At 61.3% G+C, this 14,845-nt stretch carries 16 protein-coding genes; 3 read left to right on the top strand and 13 right to left on the bottom strand.

Features of this window, described 5'->3' with window-relative positions; genetic code table 11:
• The first annotated feature begins 101 nt into the window (after positions 1-101).
• Both zwf and M1D89_RS07015 read left to right on the top strand, forming a co-directional pair.
• On the top strand, positions 102-1,652 hold the full coding sequence (gene zwf, locus M1D89_RS07020; RefSeq protein ID WP_498649276.1) for a glucose-6-phosphate dehydrogenase: 1,551 nt from the start codon (positions 102-104) through the stop codon (positions 1,650-1,652).
• Complete coding sequence (locus M1D89_RS07015) at positions 1,649-2,554, top strand: glucose-6-phosphate dehydrogenase assembly protein OpcA (RefSeq protein WP_498649274.1); 906 nt, start codon at positions 1,649-1,651, stop codon at positions 2,552-2,554. The genes zwf and M1D89_RS07015 overlap by 4 nt, the downstream gene beginning before the upstream one ends.
• On the opposite strand, the gene M1D89_RS07010 is transcribed toward M1D89_RS07015, so the two are convergent.
• Together M1D89_RS07010 and M1D89_RS07005 are read right to left on the bottom strand one after the other, a co-directional pair.
• Complete coding sequence (locus M1D89_RS07010) at positions 2,551-3,348, bottom strand: aspartate dehydrogenase domain-containing protein (RefSeq protein WP_498649272.1); 798 nt, start codon at positions 3,346-3,348, stop codon at positions 2,551-2,553. The genes M1D89_RS07015 and M1D89_RS07010 overlap by 4 nt on opposite strands.
• Before the next feature lie 50 nt (positions 3,349-3,398).
• On the bottom strand, positions 3,399-3,956 hold the full coding sequence (locus tag M1D89_RS07005; protein ID WP_498649270.1) for a MarR family winged helix-turn-helix transcriptional regulator: 558 nt from the start codon (positions 3,954-3,956) through the stop codon (positions 3,399-3,401).
• 199 nt (positions 3,957-4,155) lie between these two features.
• On the opposite strand from M1D89_RS07005, the gene M1D89_RS07000 reads away from it, so the two are divergent.
• Complete coding sequence (locus M1D89_RS07000) at positions 4,156-4,674, top strand: cupin domain-containing protein (RefSeq protein WP_011774625.1); 519 nt, start codon at positions 4,156-4,158, stop codon at positions 4,672-4,674.
• 125 nt (positions 4,675-4,799) lie between these two features.
• Here M1D89_RS07000 and M1D89_RS06995 read toward each other — a convergent pair whose 3' ends face one another.
• The 11 genes from M1D89_RS06995 to M1D89_RS06945 form a co-directional block, all read right to left on the bottom strand.
• Positions 4,800-5,894 carry a Rieske 2Fe-2S domain-containing protein gene (locus tag M1D89_RS06995; protein WP_498649267.1) on the bottom strand — a complete coding sequence of 365 codons (1,095 nt, stop codon included), beginning with the start codon at positions 5,892-5,894 and terminating at the stop codon, positions 4,800-4,802.
• Positions 5,895-5,897: 3 nt separating this feature from the next.
• Positions 5,898-6,116 (bottom strand): recombinase-like helix-turn-helix domain-containing protein, encoded by a 219-nt coding sequence (locus tag M1D89_RS06990; protein WP_498649265.1) that lies wholly within the window; start codon positions 6,114-6,116, stop codon positions 5,898-5,900.
• Positions 6,109-6,753 carry an alpha/beta fold hydrolase gene (locus M1D89_RS06985; protein ID WP_498649263.1) on the bottom strand — a complete coding sequence of 215 codons (645 nt, stop codon included), beginning with the start codon at positions 6,751-6,753 and terminating at the stop codon, positions 6,109-6,111. Before M1D89_RS06985 ends, M1D89_RS06990 begins: the two co-directional genes overlap by 8 nt.
• A 16-nt stretch (positions 6,754-6,769) precedes the next feature.
• Positions 6,770-8,440 (bottom strand): thiamine pyrophosphate-binding protein, encoded by a 1,671-nt coding sequence (locus M1D89_RS06980; RefSeq protein WP_498649261.1) that lies wholly within the window; start codon positions 8,438-8,440, stop codon positions 6,770-6,772.
• Positions 8,441-8,473: 33 nt separating this feature from the next.
• Positions 8,474-9,262: an SDR family oxidoreductase gene (locus M1D89_RS06975; protein WP_498649259.1), complete on the bottom strand. Its 789-nt coding sequence runs from the start codon at positions 9,260-9,262 to the stop codon at positions 8,474-8,476.
• 102 nt (positions 9,263-9,364) lie between these two features.
• The gene (locus M1D89_RS06970) at positions 9,365-10,108 is read right to left on the bottom strand and encodes a 3-oxoacyl-ACP reductase family protein (RefSeq protein WP_498649257.1); all 744 of its coding nucleotides are present in this window, start codon (positions 10,106-10,108) and stop codon (positions 9,365-9,367) included.
• On the bottom strand, positions 10,105-10,929 hold the full coding sequence (locus M1D89_RS06965) for an alpha/beta fold hydrolase (RefSeq protein ID WP_498649256.1): 825 nt from the start codon (positions 10,927-10,929) through the stop codon (positions 10,105-10,107). The genes M1D89_RS06970 and M1D89_RS06965 overlap by 4 nt, the downstream gene beginning before the upstream one ends.
• The gene (locus M1D89_RS06960) at positions 10,922-11,911 is read right to left on the bottom strand and encodes a VOC family protein (protein WP_498649254.1); all 990 of its coding nucleotides are present in this window, start codon (positions 11,909-11,911) and stop codon (positions 10,922-10,924) included. The genes M1D89_RS06965 and M1D89_RS06960 overlap by 8 nt, the downstream gene beginning before the upstream one ends.
• A 32-nt stretch (positions 11,912-11,943) precedes the next feature.
• A complete protein-coding gene (locus M1D89_RS06955) occupies positions 11,944-12,945 on the bottom strand; it encodes a PDR/VanB family oxidoreductase (protein WP_498649253.1) in 1,002 nt (333 codons plus the stop codon).
• Positions 12,946-12,952: 7 nt separating this feature from the next.
• The gene (locus tag M1D89_RS06950; protein ID WP_498649251.1) at positions 12,953-13,297 is read right to left on the bottom strand and encodes a RidA family protein; all 345 of its coding nucleotides are present in this window, start codon (positions 13,295-13,297) and stop codon (positions 12,953-12,955) included.
• A 41-nt stretch (positions 13,298-13,338) separates the two neighbouring features.
• The gene (locus M1D89_RS06945; protein WP_498649249.1) at positions 13,339-14,826 is read right to left on the bottom strand and encodes an aldehyde dehydrogenase; all 1,488 of its coding nucleotides are present in this window, start codon (positions 14,824-14,826) and stop codon (positions 13,339-13,341) included.
• Positions 14,827-14,845: the final 19 nt, after the last annotated feature.

Genomic DNA, 14,845 nt, shown 5'->3' with positions numbered 1-14,845 from the left:
GCTTTTGCTGCCAGGACCCGCAGCGCCACTACACAAACGGGCAGTATTTACCGTCCGTTGATGGCGTTCCAGCTGTCCGTTCAGGGCGGCATGCTGGATGCATGCCTCCCCTTGAGCTTGGATCAGACTCCTGGCGGAATCCTTTGCGGGATCCGCGGGATCGGCGCCTGAATCGTATTGCCGGTCCGTCGTCGTTGGTGTTCTTCGGAGTCACCGGTGATCTTGCCCGTAAGAAGCTCATGCCCGCGGTGTATGACCTCGCCAACCGTGGTCTTCTGCCGCCCAGCTTCGCGTTGGTGGGTTTTGGCCGTAGGGAGTGGGATAACGCGGATTTCGCTGCTGAGGTCAAGGAAAACGTGAAGGCCCATGCGCGGACGAAGTTCGATGAAGCGGTGTGGGAGCAGTTGGCTTCCGGTATCCGTTTTGTTCGGGGCGAGTTCGACGACGATGACGCTTTCGAGCGTCTGGGCGATGTCCTTGATGAGTTGGATGAGACCCGGGGCACCCGGGGGAATCATGGCTTTTATTTGTCGATCCCGCCCAAGGCGTTTGAGCAGGTGTGCCGGCAGCTGTCCAAGCACGGCCTGGCGCAGGCCAAGCCGGGTCAGTGGCGTCGTGTGGTGATTGAGAAACCGTTCGGGCATGACCTTGACTCGGCACGGCAGTTGAACGACATTGTGGAGTCGGTGTTCCCGGCTGATGCGGTGTTCCGGATTGACCATTATTTGGGGAAGGAGACGGTGCAGAACATCCTGGCGTTGCGTTTCGCGAACCAGTTGTTCGAACCGCTCTGGAACGCCAATTATTTGGATCATGTCCAGATCACCATGGCCGAGGACATCGGCACCGGTGGCCGGGCCGGGTATTACGACGGTGTGGGTGCTGCCCGGGATGTGATCCAGAACCATTTGCTGCAGCTGTTGGCGTTGACCGCGATGGAAGAGCCGATCTCGTTTAATGCCGATGATTTGCGGGCGGAGAAGGAAAAGGTTCTCGCCGCGGTGAAGTTGCCGGAGGATTTGTCGACGCATTCGGCGCGTGGTCAGTTCACCGGTGGCTGGCAGGGTGGGGAGGAAGTCCTCGGGTACTTGGATGAGGATGGTATCCCTGCTGATTCGAAGACCGAGACCTACGCTGCGATCCGGGTGGATATCAATACCCGGCGTTGGAACGGGGTGCCGTTCTACCTGCGCGCGGGTAAGCGCCTGGGTCGTCGTGTCACGGAGATCGCGGTGGTGTTCAAGCGGGCACCGAACCTGTTGTTCCGTGACCACAACGATGATGACTTCGGTCAGAACGCCGTGGTGATCCGGGTCCAGCCCGATGAAGGTGCCACGATCCGGTTCGGGTCGAAGGTTCCGGGCACGCAGATGGAAGTCCGTGATGTGACCATGGACTTCGGCTACGGGCATTCCTTTACCGAGTCCAGCCCCGAAGCGTATGAGCGGCTGATCCTGGACGTGTTGTTGGGCGAGCCCCCTTTGTTCCCGCGGCACCAGGAAGTGGAGCTGTCCTGGAAGATCCTTGACCCGTTCGAGGAATACTGGGCCGGGCTCGATGAACAACCCCAACCCTACGCACCGGGCAGTTGGGGGCCGGCCTCGGCCGATGCCCTGCTGGCCCGTGACGGACGAACCTGGAGAAGGCCATGATCGTAGATCTTCCCGATACCACCACCTCCAAGATCTCCAAGAAGATCATGGCCCTGCGCGAACAAGGCGGCGTGATCGCGTTGGGTCGTGTGCTGACCCTGGTGGTGGTGACGAAGTCCGGGCAGGAAGAAGAAGCCATCGAGGCAGCCAACGAAGCCAGCCGGGAACACCCCTGCCGGATCATCGTGCTGGCCGACGCCGGCGTGGAAGGACCGGACCGGCTCGACGCGCAAATCCGTGTCGGCGGCGACGCCGGCGCGTCCGAGGTGATCGTGCTGCGCGGGCACGGGCACATGGCGCACGAAAGCGAGTCCCTCGTCGCGGCGCTGCTCCTGCCGGACGCCCCGATCGTGGCCTGGTGGTCGCACGGCGCCCCGGAAAGCGCGTGCGAGACCTCCATCGGCCGCATCGCGCACCGGCGCATCACCGACTCAGCCAACGAACCCGACCCCCGCCTGGCGTTGGAGAACATCCGGGCCACCTACAAAGCCGGCGACACCGACCTCGCCTGGACCCGCCTGACCAACTGGCGCATGCAACTCGCCGCCGTCTTCGACCACGTCGACGCCCAGTCCGTGACCGCCGTCGAGGTCCAAGGCGCCTCGGACTCCGCCAGCACCCACCTCCTGGCAGCGTGGCTCAAGAACTCCCTTAACGCTCCCACCACCATTGTGGAAGGAGAGCCAGGTCTGGGCATCCAGAGGATCAGGCTCCGCCGCGATAACGGGGATGTCCAGCTGTCCCGGCCAGGTCACTCAGGGGTAATTCTGACCCAGCCGGGACAGCCCGCACAACGCATCACCCTCCCCCGCAGAAGCCTCAAAGACTGCCTCGCAGAAGAACTCCGACGGCTCGACCCCGACGAAGTCTTCGGAGAAGTGATTGGCGCGGGTCGTGCTTAGATCATTCCGCCGCGCGCGCCGATGATCAGTTCCAAGGACCGGAGCACAGCGAACGGTACAACGCCGCTGGTGCGCGGGTTTTGTGGCGATACTTTATTGCAGATTTCAAAGCGGTAATTCCCACTGTTTCCGGAAGCCTCGATCAAGTGCGTCGTTAGCTCGGCCGCCGGGTCGGCTCTTACAGAGACCGCCACAGCGTCCCAGTCGTCTACCGCGAGGGCGACGGCGGCCGCCACATTGAGCGACTTGGGAAACAGTTGTGTGGCTCGGGCGGCGGACCCGGCAAAGATCTCGATGGGGCCGGCCGTATTCCGAATGCGATCGGCCTCAACCTCATCCATCCACGGCTGAATCAGGGAACCCGGCAGCTTGGTTGTGGTTATCCTGACGGCGTCGTAGCCTGTTGCGCGGGCGCCCGAAGCCAACAGGTCCAAGCCACCAATGGAGCCCGGGGTCAAGAAAAGCCTGCCAGGACCTGCGGCCAACAATCGCTCTGAGAGGTGTGGGTCCGCAAGCGCCCCGAGTGATGTAGCGAGCAGGTCTACGCCCGCAGAAAGCACAGCCTCACCATGCTCGACCAAGACCTCCTGCCCAGCACATTCAACCAGGAGGTCACAGCGTTCCAACGCTTGGTCCATCTCAAGCCGGGGCGCCGGCGCATTGTCTATGGCGCTGCGGCAAATGATTCCCTCAAGGGTGGCCCCCTCGACTTTTCCAGCGGCAATGTCAGCAGCAACACGAGCCCCAATGGCTCCATGTCCGATGATTCCGATCCTGCGGGCTCCTGGCTTCATTCGATTCCTTGCTTGATGGAGTGGATGGACGAAACCCGCGCCGTGATCGCCTAGACGTTCAGGGTAAGTTCGTCCGCGGAGGAAGCCTTCGGGTCATAGGCGACGATGGAGGCTTCAGTTTTTTTCAGTAGCAGCGCCAGTTGATCGATCTCCTTGGAGGTCAGGCCGGCGAGCATGTTGCGCTGCGTTTCCAGATGCTTTGAAATGACCTCGTCAATGAGCTGCTTGCCATGGTCCGTCATCTGGGCGTACACAACACGGCGATCCTCTTTCGACCGAACCCGCTCAATGAGGTTTTGTTCCTCCATGCGGTCCAACCGGAAGGTGATGCCGCCAGTGGTCAGCATGGACGAACTGGCCAGTTCACCAGCAGTCTTCCGGTGGGGAGGGCCGGATCGACGCAAGTTCGCCAAAACATCGAAGGATGCCAACGTGAGCCCGTACTCCTCATAGTTCACATCCTGCACGGCTCGCTGCCGTGCCACCAGGCTCTGCAAGCGGCCAAAGACGCCGATGGTCCTGGGATCAAGGTCCGGGCGTTCGCGGTGCCAGTCCTCAATGATGGCGTCCACGGCGTCCATGTCTGTGTTCCGCGATTCGGTGGTCATGCGCACTCTCTCCTTCATTCGGTCTAAGCATCTTAACACTGAGCTTCCCAACGAAGGCAGCAATTATGAGCACTTCCCACCGGGGCCTTGCAGCGCGTCCTACTATATCTTAGTCTTGAGATAGTTAGAGTCGAGAGAGATTGGAACCATCTCGGCTTTTGCGAACTCAAGCAAATAACCAATCCGAGAGAGGTCCATCATGAGCGACGTTATCGAAAGCAAGTTACCGGAACTTGAGGAGCTGATTGATTCGGCCATCGCCTCCCGTGAGAGCCGGGTTGTTGACTTCAATACCCTGAAATTCCAGACAAAGATGGGTGAAAAATTCCGGCGGGGACAAGTCCGCTACATCGGTTCCGGAGCTACCGGAGACCACTCGGACGACAACAACATCCTCCAGGCGGAGCACTTCACCTTTTCCAACATGGTGTTGCCCGCCGGATGCGTCGGTCCTGAGCACACGCACCCGGACGTCGAAGAGGTGTTCTTTGTCCTCGAAGGAGAGGTGGAGTTCAGCGTGCACGACGTGGAAGACGGCAACAAGAAAGCAAGCCGCGTGCTGGGCTACCGCGATCTGATCCGCGTCCCGGCCGGTGTTCCCCGGAGTTTGCGAACGGTCAGCGACGTCGACGCAATCATTTGCGTGATCATCGGTGCCAAGAAGCCGGAGATCCCGTTCTACCCGCCCACCTCGGAGATGTATGGCGTGACCCGCTAAATCTCCAAGAACCCGGGTACCGGCCTATGAGGCTGGTACCCGGGTTTTTGTTGTGCTGAGTTGTTTGGGGCACACGACAAAAAGAGCCTGCAGTTCGAAGAGTTTCGAACTGCAGGCCCTTTGGGCTAAGCGAGTCCCTCTGAGAGAATAGCGGCCTGTTTCTGGGCATCGGCATCATGGACCCGACGGATCCTGGCTACTCCAAGATCGTGCTGATACAAATGCTCGTCCTTATCCGCATCTGCAGCCAGCGCTTCCAACAATTCCCGGTCCTGTTCCAACACCACCCAGTGCTTTTCTTCAAGGGTTGTCTTGTACATGAATCGCCAAACGTCCCGTTCCCAGTCCGAAACGGTCCGGGTACGCCAATGGAAAACAGCGGAGGTATGGGCATCGATGGGAGTGGACATTCCTACGATTCCGAACGACCCCCCGGGGCCTGCCGAATCGGCATACGGGATCTCCAGATCCACGTAGTCCATGGCTTCGCGGCAGTACTCCACCCAGTCGAAGTTCTTCCCGCGCTGGTCCGTTTTCTCGAAGAAGAAACCACGATCGGTCTCGCGGATGCGGAAGCGGGCACTGGTGTCACCGCCAAACATCGAATGCGAGTCACGGTGGAGAAACGCACCGTGCATCGGGTCCAGGACGTTATCCATGTAGAAACGCCACGGACTATTCCATTCAGCGTAGTTGGAGAACCAGGAAACCTCGGGGTTATCCAGGCGATCGGGCAGCTTGAACGGAGTTGCCTCGGAGTCCTCGGTCAGTGGCATAAAGGCAAAGATCATGTCAGCGCCTTCCTCCACAGCCAGCGATGCTGTGACTGTCTTACCCTCAAGCGCGCAACCCGGCATGCCCGGAACCGAAACCACCGTGCCGCGGCCGTCCACCTGAACGCCGTGGTACTTGCACGCCACCCGGTCCCCCAGGTGTTGGCCCACGGACAAGGGGGCACTGCGGTGGGGACAGCGATCCTCCAACATTCGGATTTGCCCCCTGGCATCGCGGAACAGGAGCCAATCCACACCTAGTCGCCGGACCTTAACCATGTCGCCGGGACCTACGAATCGCGACGGGTAGATGGGATACCAGCGATCCCTCAGTCCCGTCGCGGCCAGTTCTGTGGCATCGAGTTGGCGCCGGGTGCCGACGACAGATTTGATCTTGGCCCTGCCGGCCCTGGCTCCGGTGGCAGCGCTTGCAGTTGCAGTTGTCATGTCCTAATCTCCCAGTCGTCGCATTTCGGAACGGAATCGGGTTTCATCCCAGGGGTGTCCGTCCGGGGCGTTCAGGCCCAAATTGTTCAACCCCGAGATGATGGCGGGCAGCTCGTGGCTACCACTGGCGAAAATCTCGGAAAGGGCTCCGGCGAGCTTCAGCTCGTAAGGATTAGCCGGCCCCACACGGGACTGGTTGGCTTCAAGATATTGCTCAGGCACTGTGTTCCTCCTGTGTTTCGGTGACAGTGTGCAGACCTTCAGCGATGTTCATGAATGATCTGCTCCACTCGTTGAATGAGTGAGATCGGCTCTGGTGTGCTGGAACGGCGGTGTTGTCGATGATGACAAAGACCCCGTTCGTGATTCCCCCGGCAATGCTTTGCGGTATGGAGATATCGGTGTCCAGGTCAGGGGCGGCGGCAATGACCAACGACGGCGCCCGGACCCGCCGGAGCGTCGCCACGAATCCCTCCACCGACGTGTCCACCAGTGGGTCGCCCAGGATGACACTCTTGATCTGCTCCGGATGTTGTGCAGCGAGCATGATGGCCCCGTACGCGGCTGTTCCGCTGGCCAGGATATGCGCAGGACCGGTGGTCGACTCGTAGAGGGCGGACGAGGCCGCTTCGACCCAATCATCCATGTGGCCAGGCGGGCCGGCGACGTCGAAGTTAACGCCGATTCGAGGTTCCCAGGCACGGGCCCCCAAAGCGTCAAGCTGTTGGGCAAACCATTCGGCTGCTCCCCCGCCGCTGTGCAAGCACACGACGTCATACTGTGGCACCACATCGTGGAGTGGCACCACATCGCCGGGCGCATGGCCGGGGCGCGGATCTACTTCCGTACTTGATTTCATGTGCTCTCCTGCTCCTCTACTGATGTGGGGTTGGAATATGCACCGGCGGAACAAAAGCACCCGGTACGGGATCCAAAGCGGTGACGTCGATCTCGATCACCGTGGGCCCTCGGACCGCGAGCGCTTCCACCAAGGCCCCATCAAAGGAGCCGGGGCCGCGCACCCGCCAGAATGGCAACTTCAGCGACTGGGCCAGCAAGGCAAAGTCCGGTGTATGGAGGTTGACTCCTGCCTCCGCGAAGCCGTTGGCCTTCTGCATGTTGCGCAGGACCCCGTAGCCGCCGTCATTGAACACGAGCACCACGCACCAGACCCCTGAGCCGGCAAGGGAGGCGAGTTCACCAAGATGAACGGCCAGGCCGCCGTCGCCGGCAATAACTACCGTGGGAACATCCGGGCGGGCGCAGGCCGCCCCAATGCCCATGGCCAAACCTTGGCCGATGCCACCTCCCAGCGGAAAGATGTTTGTTTCGCGGGAGTACATCTCAAGCAGGCGGTTACCCCACTGGCTGGAGGGGATGGTCACATCACGTGCAACAACGGATTCCCGATCCAAGCGGTCCCTGATGCTATGGCAGATTTCCGCATAGCCTCCGATGTACTCAGTCAGCGTGGCCCGTACCTCGAGGCGTACATCGTGCACCTGCTGCGCCCACGCTGCGTCCACGGAATGGCTACCCAACTGGCTTGCGATCGCCGCCAGAATTGCCCGGGAGTCACCCACCAAGCCCACAGTGGCCGGATAGACGCGGCCCACGGCTTCAGGATTTAGATCCAGCTGGATGTGAGTGGCGGGTAGTTTGAGCGAATAGTGCTGCGTCTCGTTGGAACGGAAGTGCGTTCCAACACTCAACAACACGTCAGACTCTTCGATCAGCCGGGCGGCGGCGGGAGTGGTAGCAAAGTTCCCGATGACAAGATGGTCATCCTCCGGAACCACGCCCCTGCCTGAGTTGCTGGTCAGCAGACCCGCCCCGAGACCGTGCAGCAGAGCCGCAAGTTCCTTTTCAGCGCCGGCCGCTCCTCCGCCGGCCCAGATGAGCGGTCGCTTGGCACCTGTCAGGAGCCGGACTGCTTCGGCGACGGCGTCGGCGTCGTAATCGGGTAAAGGCTTCACCTGCGCGTCGATGGGGCGCTGATCGTCCGGGTGGGCCAGGTACTGCAAATCTGTAGGCCATTCGATGCTGGCAGGTGTGTGAGGCGAGGAGAGCAGGTGTGCGATAGCCTCCTCCAGGTCCGCCTCCGCATCCTTGCCATTGAAAATGGTGCGGGCATAGCCGGAGATCGCGTGGAGCATCTGCAACTGGCGTGGGACCTCATGAATCACTCCACGGTTGCTGCCCATGAATTCGCTGTCGATCTGGCCGGTAATGTGCAGCACCCGGCTTCCCGCGGTGAGCGCCTCCACCATGGAACCGGCGGCGTTGCCGGCTCCCGTGCCGGTACTGGTCAGGGCAATTCCGATTTTGCCGGAGGCCCGGGCATAGGCGTCAGCCGCGTTGACTGCGGCTGCCTCGTGGCGGACGGCCACAAAGTTCAGCTCCCTGTCCACTGCCTCCACCAAGGGAAGATTGTGGATGCTGATGACCCCGAAGGCCGTATCGATGCCGTGCCTGCGCATTACACGGACCAGGACGTCACCGCCTGTCGGCCCTCTAGGGACCGTTGCTGCTTGTGTCACTGACATATCTGGATCTCTTTCGTGATGAAGTTCCGCTGGCTAGACATAGCGCCCAACGCCACCGCCGACGTCGATGGTTGCTCCTGTGGTGTATCCGCTGAGGGGCGAGAGCAGCGAGACAATATGGAAGGCCACCTCCTCGGCAGTGCCGAAACGGCCGAGTTTGATGCCGCGGTTGGCGGCGATTTCTGCGCTCCACGCCTCGTAGTCGAGTTCCAAGCCGGCTTCCTCGAAGCGCCGCCGCCACTGGCCGGTGTCCACCAGCCCAAGCAGGACCGAATTCACCCGTGTTCCCTCTGTTGCCAGGTCTTCGGCAAGGGAATGGGTGAGGTTCAGCAGTGCGGCGCGGGCAGCTGAGGTGGCCGCCAGACGTAACTCCGGCTGCCGGGAGAGGATCGCGTTGACGTTGACCACCGAGCCGTATGGTGATGCATTCAAGGCAGATCTGGCGGAACGCACCATGTTCAAAACGCCGAAGATCTTCAGGCTGAATTCATCACGCAACTGCTGGTCCGTGGTGTCCTGGAGTGTGGCCATCAAGGAACGGCCGGCGTTGCAGACCATGCCATCAACGGCGCCAAACCGATCCAAGGTGCCGGCGATAAATCTGTTGGTGGCATCTTGGTCCGTCACGTCGCACGAAGCGAGGTAAATCGAGTCCTTGTCCGCCCAGGAAAACTCGTCGAACGCGGCGGACAATCGGCCGACGTCGCGCGCACAGGCAGCAACCTGCGCACCTTCGCCCAGCAAATAGCGGGCAGTGGCAAGGCCGACGCCGGAGCTCGCACCGGTGACAACCACCGTGCGGTCCTTCAGTTGCAGGTCCATGTGTGGGACTCCTTGTTAGTGTTTTCCGCTTCAGGGCGGTTCGGCCCAGCGATTTCAGTGGACAGTGACTTCAGAGGCCAGCGATTTCAGTGGCCAGTGACCTCAATGACTCATGACGAAGCCGCCGTCCACCACGATGGTCTGGCCGGTGATGAAGCCTGCAGCATCGGACAACAGGAACTGGACGGCGCCTGATACGTCCTTGGGCTGTTGGTCCCTTGGCAGCACGCGGTTCTCTTCGTAGAGGCGGTAGCGGGAGGCCGGCACTGACTCGGTGGCTTCCACCCGGGTCAGGCCCGGGGCAACCGCGTTGACGCGGACTCCGGCTGGTCCCGCGTCGCGGGCCATTGTGCGGGTCATCGCCAGGACCGCTCCTTTTGATCCGACATAGTGGACCAGCCGTGGTGAGCCGTAGAGCGCTGCGTCTGAGGCAATGTTGACAATGGACGCTGCCTGGCTTTGTGCCAGCTGGGGGTAGAGGTGTTTGCTGACCAGCCAGGTTCCGTAGGCATTGACGGTCATCACCCTCTGGAAGAACTCCTCGTCCAGTTCCCAAAAGGTGTCACCACCTACGCCGTCGGCCAGTGCCGCATTGTTGACCAGTGCATCCGCGCCGCCCAGCACCTGGACTGCAGTGGCCAGGTCTGCCACCGAGGCTTTGTCGGCGATGTCCGTAATGACGGCCGTGGCGTCGAAGCCCTGTCCGCGGAGTGTTGCGGCAGCTTGCTCGGCGAGGTCCGGGTTCTTCTCGGCAATGACTATTCGGTCTCCGCCAGCTGCCAGGCGTTCGGCGATGTCGAAGCCAAGTCCCCGCCCGGATCCGGTAACTACCACGAGGCGCGTCACCGAAGGTCCTCCCAGAAAGCAAGGATGGCAGCGGACATCTCCATCGGCTTTTCCTGCACTGCGGCGTGCCCTGCACCGGGAATGATGCCCAGCGTGGCACCGGGAATGTTCTCTGCAAGGACCCTGGATTCCGCCACGCCCGTGATCACATCGTCCTGGCCTACTAAGACCAATGCCGGGGTCCGGAGCCGAGGCAGCAGGTCCGTGGTGTCGCACTGAGCCATCATGGTGGCGGCCGACGAGAACCCGGACAGCCGGACGGCGGCCATGTCCGCGCGGACAGCTTCGGCCACCCACGCGGGAGCGGATGGAGAGACCAATCGTGCCGCTCGCCGCGCCGCCAGAATTTCGGGGCCGACGGCGGCCAGTTCCGGAACGCGCGCCAGCATGCGTTGCGCCGTGGTCCTGGTAATTCCCGAACCCCGGGTGCTGTCCGCCAGCACAATGGACCGCACCGCCTCAGGTGCCTGAGCGGCTATCCGGGTGGCGATTACTCCTCCCCATGACGTGCCGATCAGGTGGGCAGGGCCAACATTCAGGGTGGCCAGGATGTCCAACACTAAACCTGGATGATCCAAGCCTTCCGGTGGAGCCGCTGATTCGCCGTAGCCGGGTGCATCCCAGCAAAAGGTCTGGTAACCATGTGCGCTGAGCAACTGAGCCAGGGCACCACAGGATGACGCGGCGCCCCCGATGCCGTGCATGAGGAAGACAGGTGTCCCTTCTCCGCGGATAACCAGGGAGACGCCGTGGACAGTTTTTCGGCGTTCGGCAACAGTTGATGCGGTTTCGGTGGCCAGCGGCAAGGAGTTGCTACGCATGGGCTTTTTCAGCGGCAGGAGCTTCCATGGAGAAGTAGTCCTCGCGTCCAGGGACCACCAGCGACCTGTACCCGCTATCCGGAACGCCGGCCATGGCGCTTCGGACCGCGGTGGTGGGCGGACCTGCCGTTCCCCACTGGTCGGACAGTTCTGGCGTGCGCTCCCAGGTGCGGCACAGCCAACTGTCCTCGTCCACCTGGGCTACTTCGGAGGTGTACTCGCAAACCAGTCCCGAGGGGTCTGTGAAATATGAAAAGGTGTTGTCACCCGGACCGTGCCGCCCCGGCCCCCACTGAGGCGCGATGTTGTGCCGCTTCAGGTTGCCGATGCCGCGCATGAAATGATCAATGCTCTGCATCTCATAAGCCACATGATTGACCGAGGTCCAGGGAGCCTGGTTGAACGCGATGGCATGGTGCTCGCTGTTGCACCGCAGAAAGGCCATCTGGTGCTCGGACCAATCTGAAATCCGCATCCCCAGTACTTGCGTATAGAAGGCCGTTGCGCGGTCAATATCCACGGTATTGAGCACCACGTGGGCGATCTTGCGTGGAAGGGCCCGCCGACCTGCGGGCTCCTGGCTGACAACCGCGTGGACGTCGGCGGAAAGTTCCACCAGCCTGCCCTCGGGGTCCACCAGCTGCAGACCGTAGCCGCCGGCAGCATCATCCAAAGGTCCGGGTTCACGGAAAAGCGGAATCCCAAGGGCGGTGAGCTTGGTGGCCGCACGGTCAACGTCCTGCGGCGTGGCCAGGGCAAAAGAGACCCCACCCAAGGCATTCTGCTCGCCCTTTTCCAGCCTCAGGATGTGGTGCTCGGAACCGGTTCCGCGAAGCCAGAACTTGTCCGTGTCCTCCTCCACGGTGGAGAGGCCCCAGACTTCATGGTAGAAATCCCGGGCTGGCCGGGTATCGGGCACTTTCAGGGACACGGAGCGCAGGGACCGCAGATTGCAGACAGGTTCTGCTGAGAAATAATTCATGGGAATCAACCTTCAGTCGAGTGATGTTCGTACTAGAGATCCAAAATCAGGTCCCGGGACCGGCAACGCGAGACGCAAACAAACATTGACTTGTTCTCTGCCCGCTCGGCTGGGGAAAGCAAGAAATCGCGGTGATCAACGTCGCCGTCGATCACTCCGGTTTCACAGGTTCCGCAGATTCCCTCTGCGCATGAGCTGGGAACGTTGATGCCGGCGTCGTTCAAGGCTTCCAGGACCGAAACATCGGGCCCGACGGCGATCCGCTGGCCAGTGCTGTGGCAGATAACGTCGAAACTTGTCTGATCGAGTTCCCCTCCAGGCACGATGTCCGGTGCTTTGAAGCGCTCAATCCTCAATCGCGATTCGTCTGCCATGGCGCCGGCTACGGCTTGCATCAAAGATTCAGGGCCGCAGGCATACACCAGTGCTTCAGGCGGAAGCGAGCCGACTGCCTCGGAGAGATCCGCAAATTTGCCGTCGGCTTCGTCGGCAGCGTGGATACTTATCCGGTGCCCGGGCAGGCCTGAAACTTCCGACAGGAAGGCCATGGTTGAACGAGACCGGCCCGTATACAGGAGGGACCAGTCAGCTCCGACTGATTCCAGCCTCCGCACCATGGAAATAATCGGGGTGATGCCAATGCCGCCAGCTACCAGTGCGTAGCGCTCGGCATGATCAAGCTGGAAGTTGTTGCGCGGACCCTCAACCTTAATGAGTGTCCCTACCGGGAGCTCATCATGGATCAGCCTGCTGCCACCGCGGGAATCGGGGGTTCGCAGCACGGCCACAGTCCAGCTTGTGGCGTCTTCCGGGTCCGAACACAAGGAGTATTCGCGAGTGAGCCCATTTGGCAGGTGCAGGCTCAGGTGGGCGCCGGGAAGCCACTGCGGGAGCGCCGCCCCGGTGGGATCAACAAACATAATCCGGATGACGCCGTCGGCTTCCCAGGTTTTCTGCTGCACCCTGAGAGTCAGGATTTTCGATTCGGGGACATCAGGGGTCACCGCCGCACGGTTCTGGATTTCCACGCTCATTTGTTCCTCACTTCCTCCGGTGCGCGATTGCTTCGATTTCCACCGTGGCTCCATAGGGCAAGGCGGCGACCTCCACAAACGAACGTGCCGGACGGGGCTCCTCGAACAGCTGCTCATAGTGGCTGTTGGCTTCGTCCCGCAGTGTCACGTCCGTGACGAAATAGGTGGTCTTGATAACGTCGGCCAAGGACATGCCGACGGTTTCCAGTCGTTCGGAGAGCCTCGCGGCTGCGGCAACCAGCGCTTCTGAGCGGCCGGGGACGGCAATACCGCGTTCATCCACCGACAGTGCGCCGGAGATAAAGCCGAATCCCCCGGCCACAAAGGCGGGGCTGTAGGGGTGGGCATTCATTGACGTACCTTTCGAAAGCAAGATGGTGGCAGCCTGTCCGGCTAGTTGCCGGCCCATGGGATGGAGGCACCGGAGAGGTCGATGTAGATGCTCTTCTGGTGCATGTAGGATCGGATGCCGTCCCGGCCCTTTTCGGTGCCCAGACCGCTTTCTTTAAGCCCGCTGAACGGGGTGGAGATACTGAATTGCTTGTAGGTGTTGACCCAGACGGTGCCGGCCGAAACGGCCCTCGCTGTGCGCCAGGCCAGGCGGTAGTCAGCGGTCCAGATTCCGCAGGCCAAGCCAAAAACACTGTCGTTGGCTTGGAGGATGAGGTCCGCTTCATCCTCAAACGGCAGGATCACGGCCACTGGCCCGAAGATTTCCTCCTGGCAAATGACGTCAGAGTTGCTCACACCGGCAATGATCGTGGGCTCGTAAAACGCGCCGGCCTGAAGCCTGGGCTCCGTGGGCACGGCGCCACCGCAAAGGATCTGCGCACCAGCCAGTCTCGCGTCTTCAACCATCCTGGCCACGGCGTCCCGGTGGGCATGGGCAACCAATGGCCCTACCTGGGTGCTTGCGTCCGTTCCCGGTCCGATTCGCAGGGCTTCGGCACCCTTGACCAGTCTTTCGACGACGGCGTCATAGACCGATCGCTGGATGAAGACGCGCGAGCCGGCAATGCAGCTCTGACCGCTCGAAGAGAAGATGCCGTAAAGCACACCGGCCACAGCTTGGTCCACGTCCGCATCAGCAAAAATAATGGTCGGCGATTTCCCGCCCAGTTCCAAGGTGATCGGCATGATTTTCTCCGCCGCAATATGGCCCAGTTGGCGTCCCGTGGACGTGCCACCGGTGAAGGAAATCTTGCCAATGCCAGGGTGCCGGGCAATTGCGTCGCCGACCACGCGGCCGGGGCCCGGAAGGACAGAAAGCAAACCTGCCGGAAGTCCCGCCTGCTCACAAATCCGTGCCAACAGGAGCGAGACCCAGGGAGCCCAGACGGGCGGCTTCACCAGAACAGCGTTTCCAGCCGCGAGTGCCGGAGCAACTTTTTGTGCGTCACTGGCAATCGGCGAGTTCCAAGGCGTGATGGCACCCACGACTCCGATCGCTTCATAGGTGGACATGCTGAGGTAGTTCCCGCGAGGGGACGTCAGTGCGTCCTCCATGGTTTCCAGAGCGGACGCGGTGAAGCGGAAGGTGGCTGCCGCGCTCATGGCGAGCGCCTTCGTTTCAACGAGTGTCTTACCTGTATCCAGCGTCTGCAGTTCGGCAATGCGGTCAGCGTTGGCCTCGATTGCCGAACTGATGCGGTGCAGCACAGCAGCGCGTTCGTGAGGGAGTTTCTTTGCCCATCCCGACTCTTCCACGGCTTTGAGGCCGGCAGCCACAGCGGCGTCCACATCCGCCGTCGTTGCTCCATGGAGGGTGGCGAATACCTCTGAGTTAGCGGGATTGACCGATTCGATCAGCGCGCCGCTGCCTCGGGTCCACACGCCGCCCACAAAGATTTCATCCCGTATATCAAGGCTGTCCGTACTCATCTTCGGCTTCCGTTCATCT

The organism is Arthrobacter sp. D3-18 (genome assembly GCF_054408525.1).
This window is presented reverse-complemented; position numbering and strand designations above follow the sequence as displayed.

What these genes read in the sequence shown, in the direction of transcription:
- M1D89_RS07015 (WP_498649274.1), top strand. Translation starts at nt 1,649, where the DNA reads ATGATCGTAGATCTTCCCGATACCACCACCTCCAAGATCTCCAAGAAG.
- M1D89_RS06980 (WP_498649261.1), bottom strand. Translation starts at nt 8,440, where the DNA reads ATGTCAGTGACACAAGCAGCAACGGTCCCTAGAGGGCCGACAGGCGGT.
- M1D89_RS06955 (WP_498649253.1), bottom strand. Translation starts at nt 12,945, where the DNA reads ATGAGCGTGGAAATCCAGAACCGTGCGGCGGTGACCCCTGATGTCCCC.
- M1D89_RS07000 (WP_011774625.1), top strand. Translation starts at nt 4,156, where the DNA reads ATGAGCGACGTTATCGAAAGCAAGTTACCGGAACTTGAGGAGCTGATT.
- M1D89_RS07005 (WP_498649270.1), bottom strand. Translation starts at nt 3,956, where the DNA reads ATGACCACCGAATCGCGGAACACAGACATGGACGCCGTGGACGCCATC.
- M1D89_RS06950 (WP_498649251.1), bottom strand. Translation starts at nt 13,297, where the DNA reads ATGAATGCCCACCCCTACAGCCCCGCCTTTGTGGCCGGGGGATTCGGC.
- M1D89_RS06985 (WP_498649263.1), bottom strand. Translation starts at nt 6,753, where the DNA reads ATGAAATCAAGTACGGAAGTAGATCCGCGCCCCGGCCATGCGCCCGGC.
- zwf (WP_498649276.1), top strand. Translation starts at nt 102, where the DNA reads ATGCCTCCCCTTGAGCTTGGATCAGACTCCTGGCGGAATCCTTTGCGG.
- M1D89_RS06975 (WP_498649259.1), bottom strand. Translation starts at nt 9,262, where the DNA reads ATGGACCTGCAACTGAAGGACCGCACGGTGGTTGTCACCGGTGCGAGC.
- M1D89_RS06945 (WP_498649249.1), bottom strand. Translation starts at nt 14,826, where the DNA reads ATGAGTACGGACAGCCTTGATATACGGGATGAAATCTTTGTGGGCGGC.
- M1D89_RS06995 (WP_498649267.1), bottom strand. Translation starts at nt 5,894, where the DNA reads ATGACAACTGCAACTGCAAGCGCTGCCACCGGAGCCAGGGCCGGCAGG.
- M1D89_RS06965 (WP_498649256.1), bottom strand. Translation starts at nt 10,929, where the DNA reads ATGCGTAGCAACTCCTTGCCGCTGGCCACCGAAACCGCATCAACTGTT.
- M1D89_RS06960 (WP_498649254.1), bottom strand. Translation starts at nt 11,911, where the DNA reads ATGAATTATTTCTCAGCAGAACCTGTCTGCAATCTGCGGTCCCTGCGC.
- M1D89_RS07010 (WP_498649272.1), bottom strand. Translation starts at nt 3,348, where the DNA reads ATGAAGCCAGGAGCCCGCAGGATCGGAATCATCGGACATGGAGCCATT.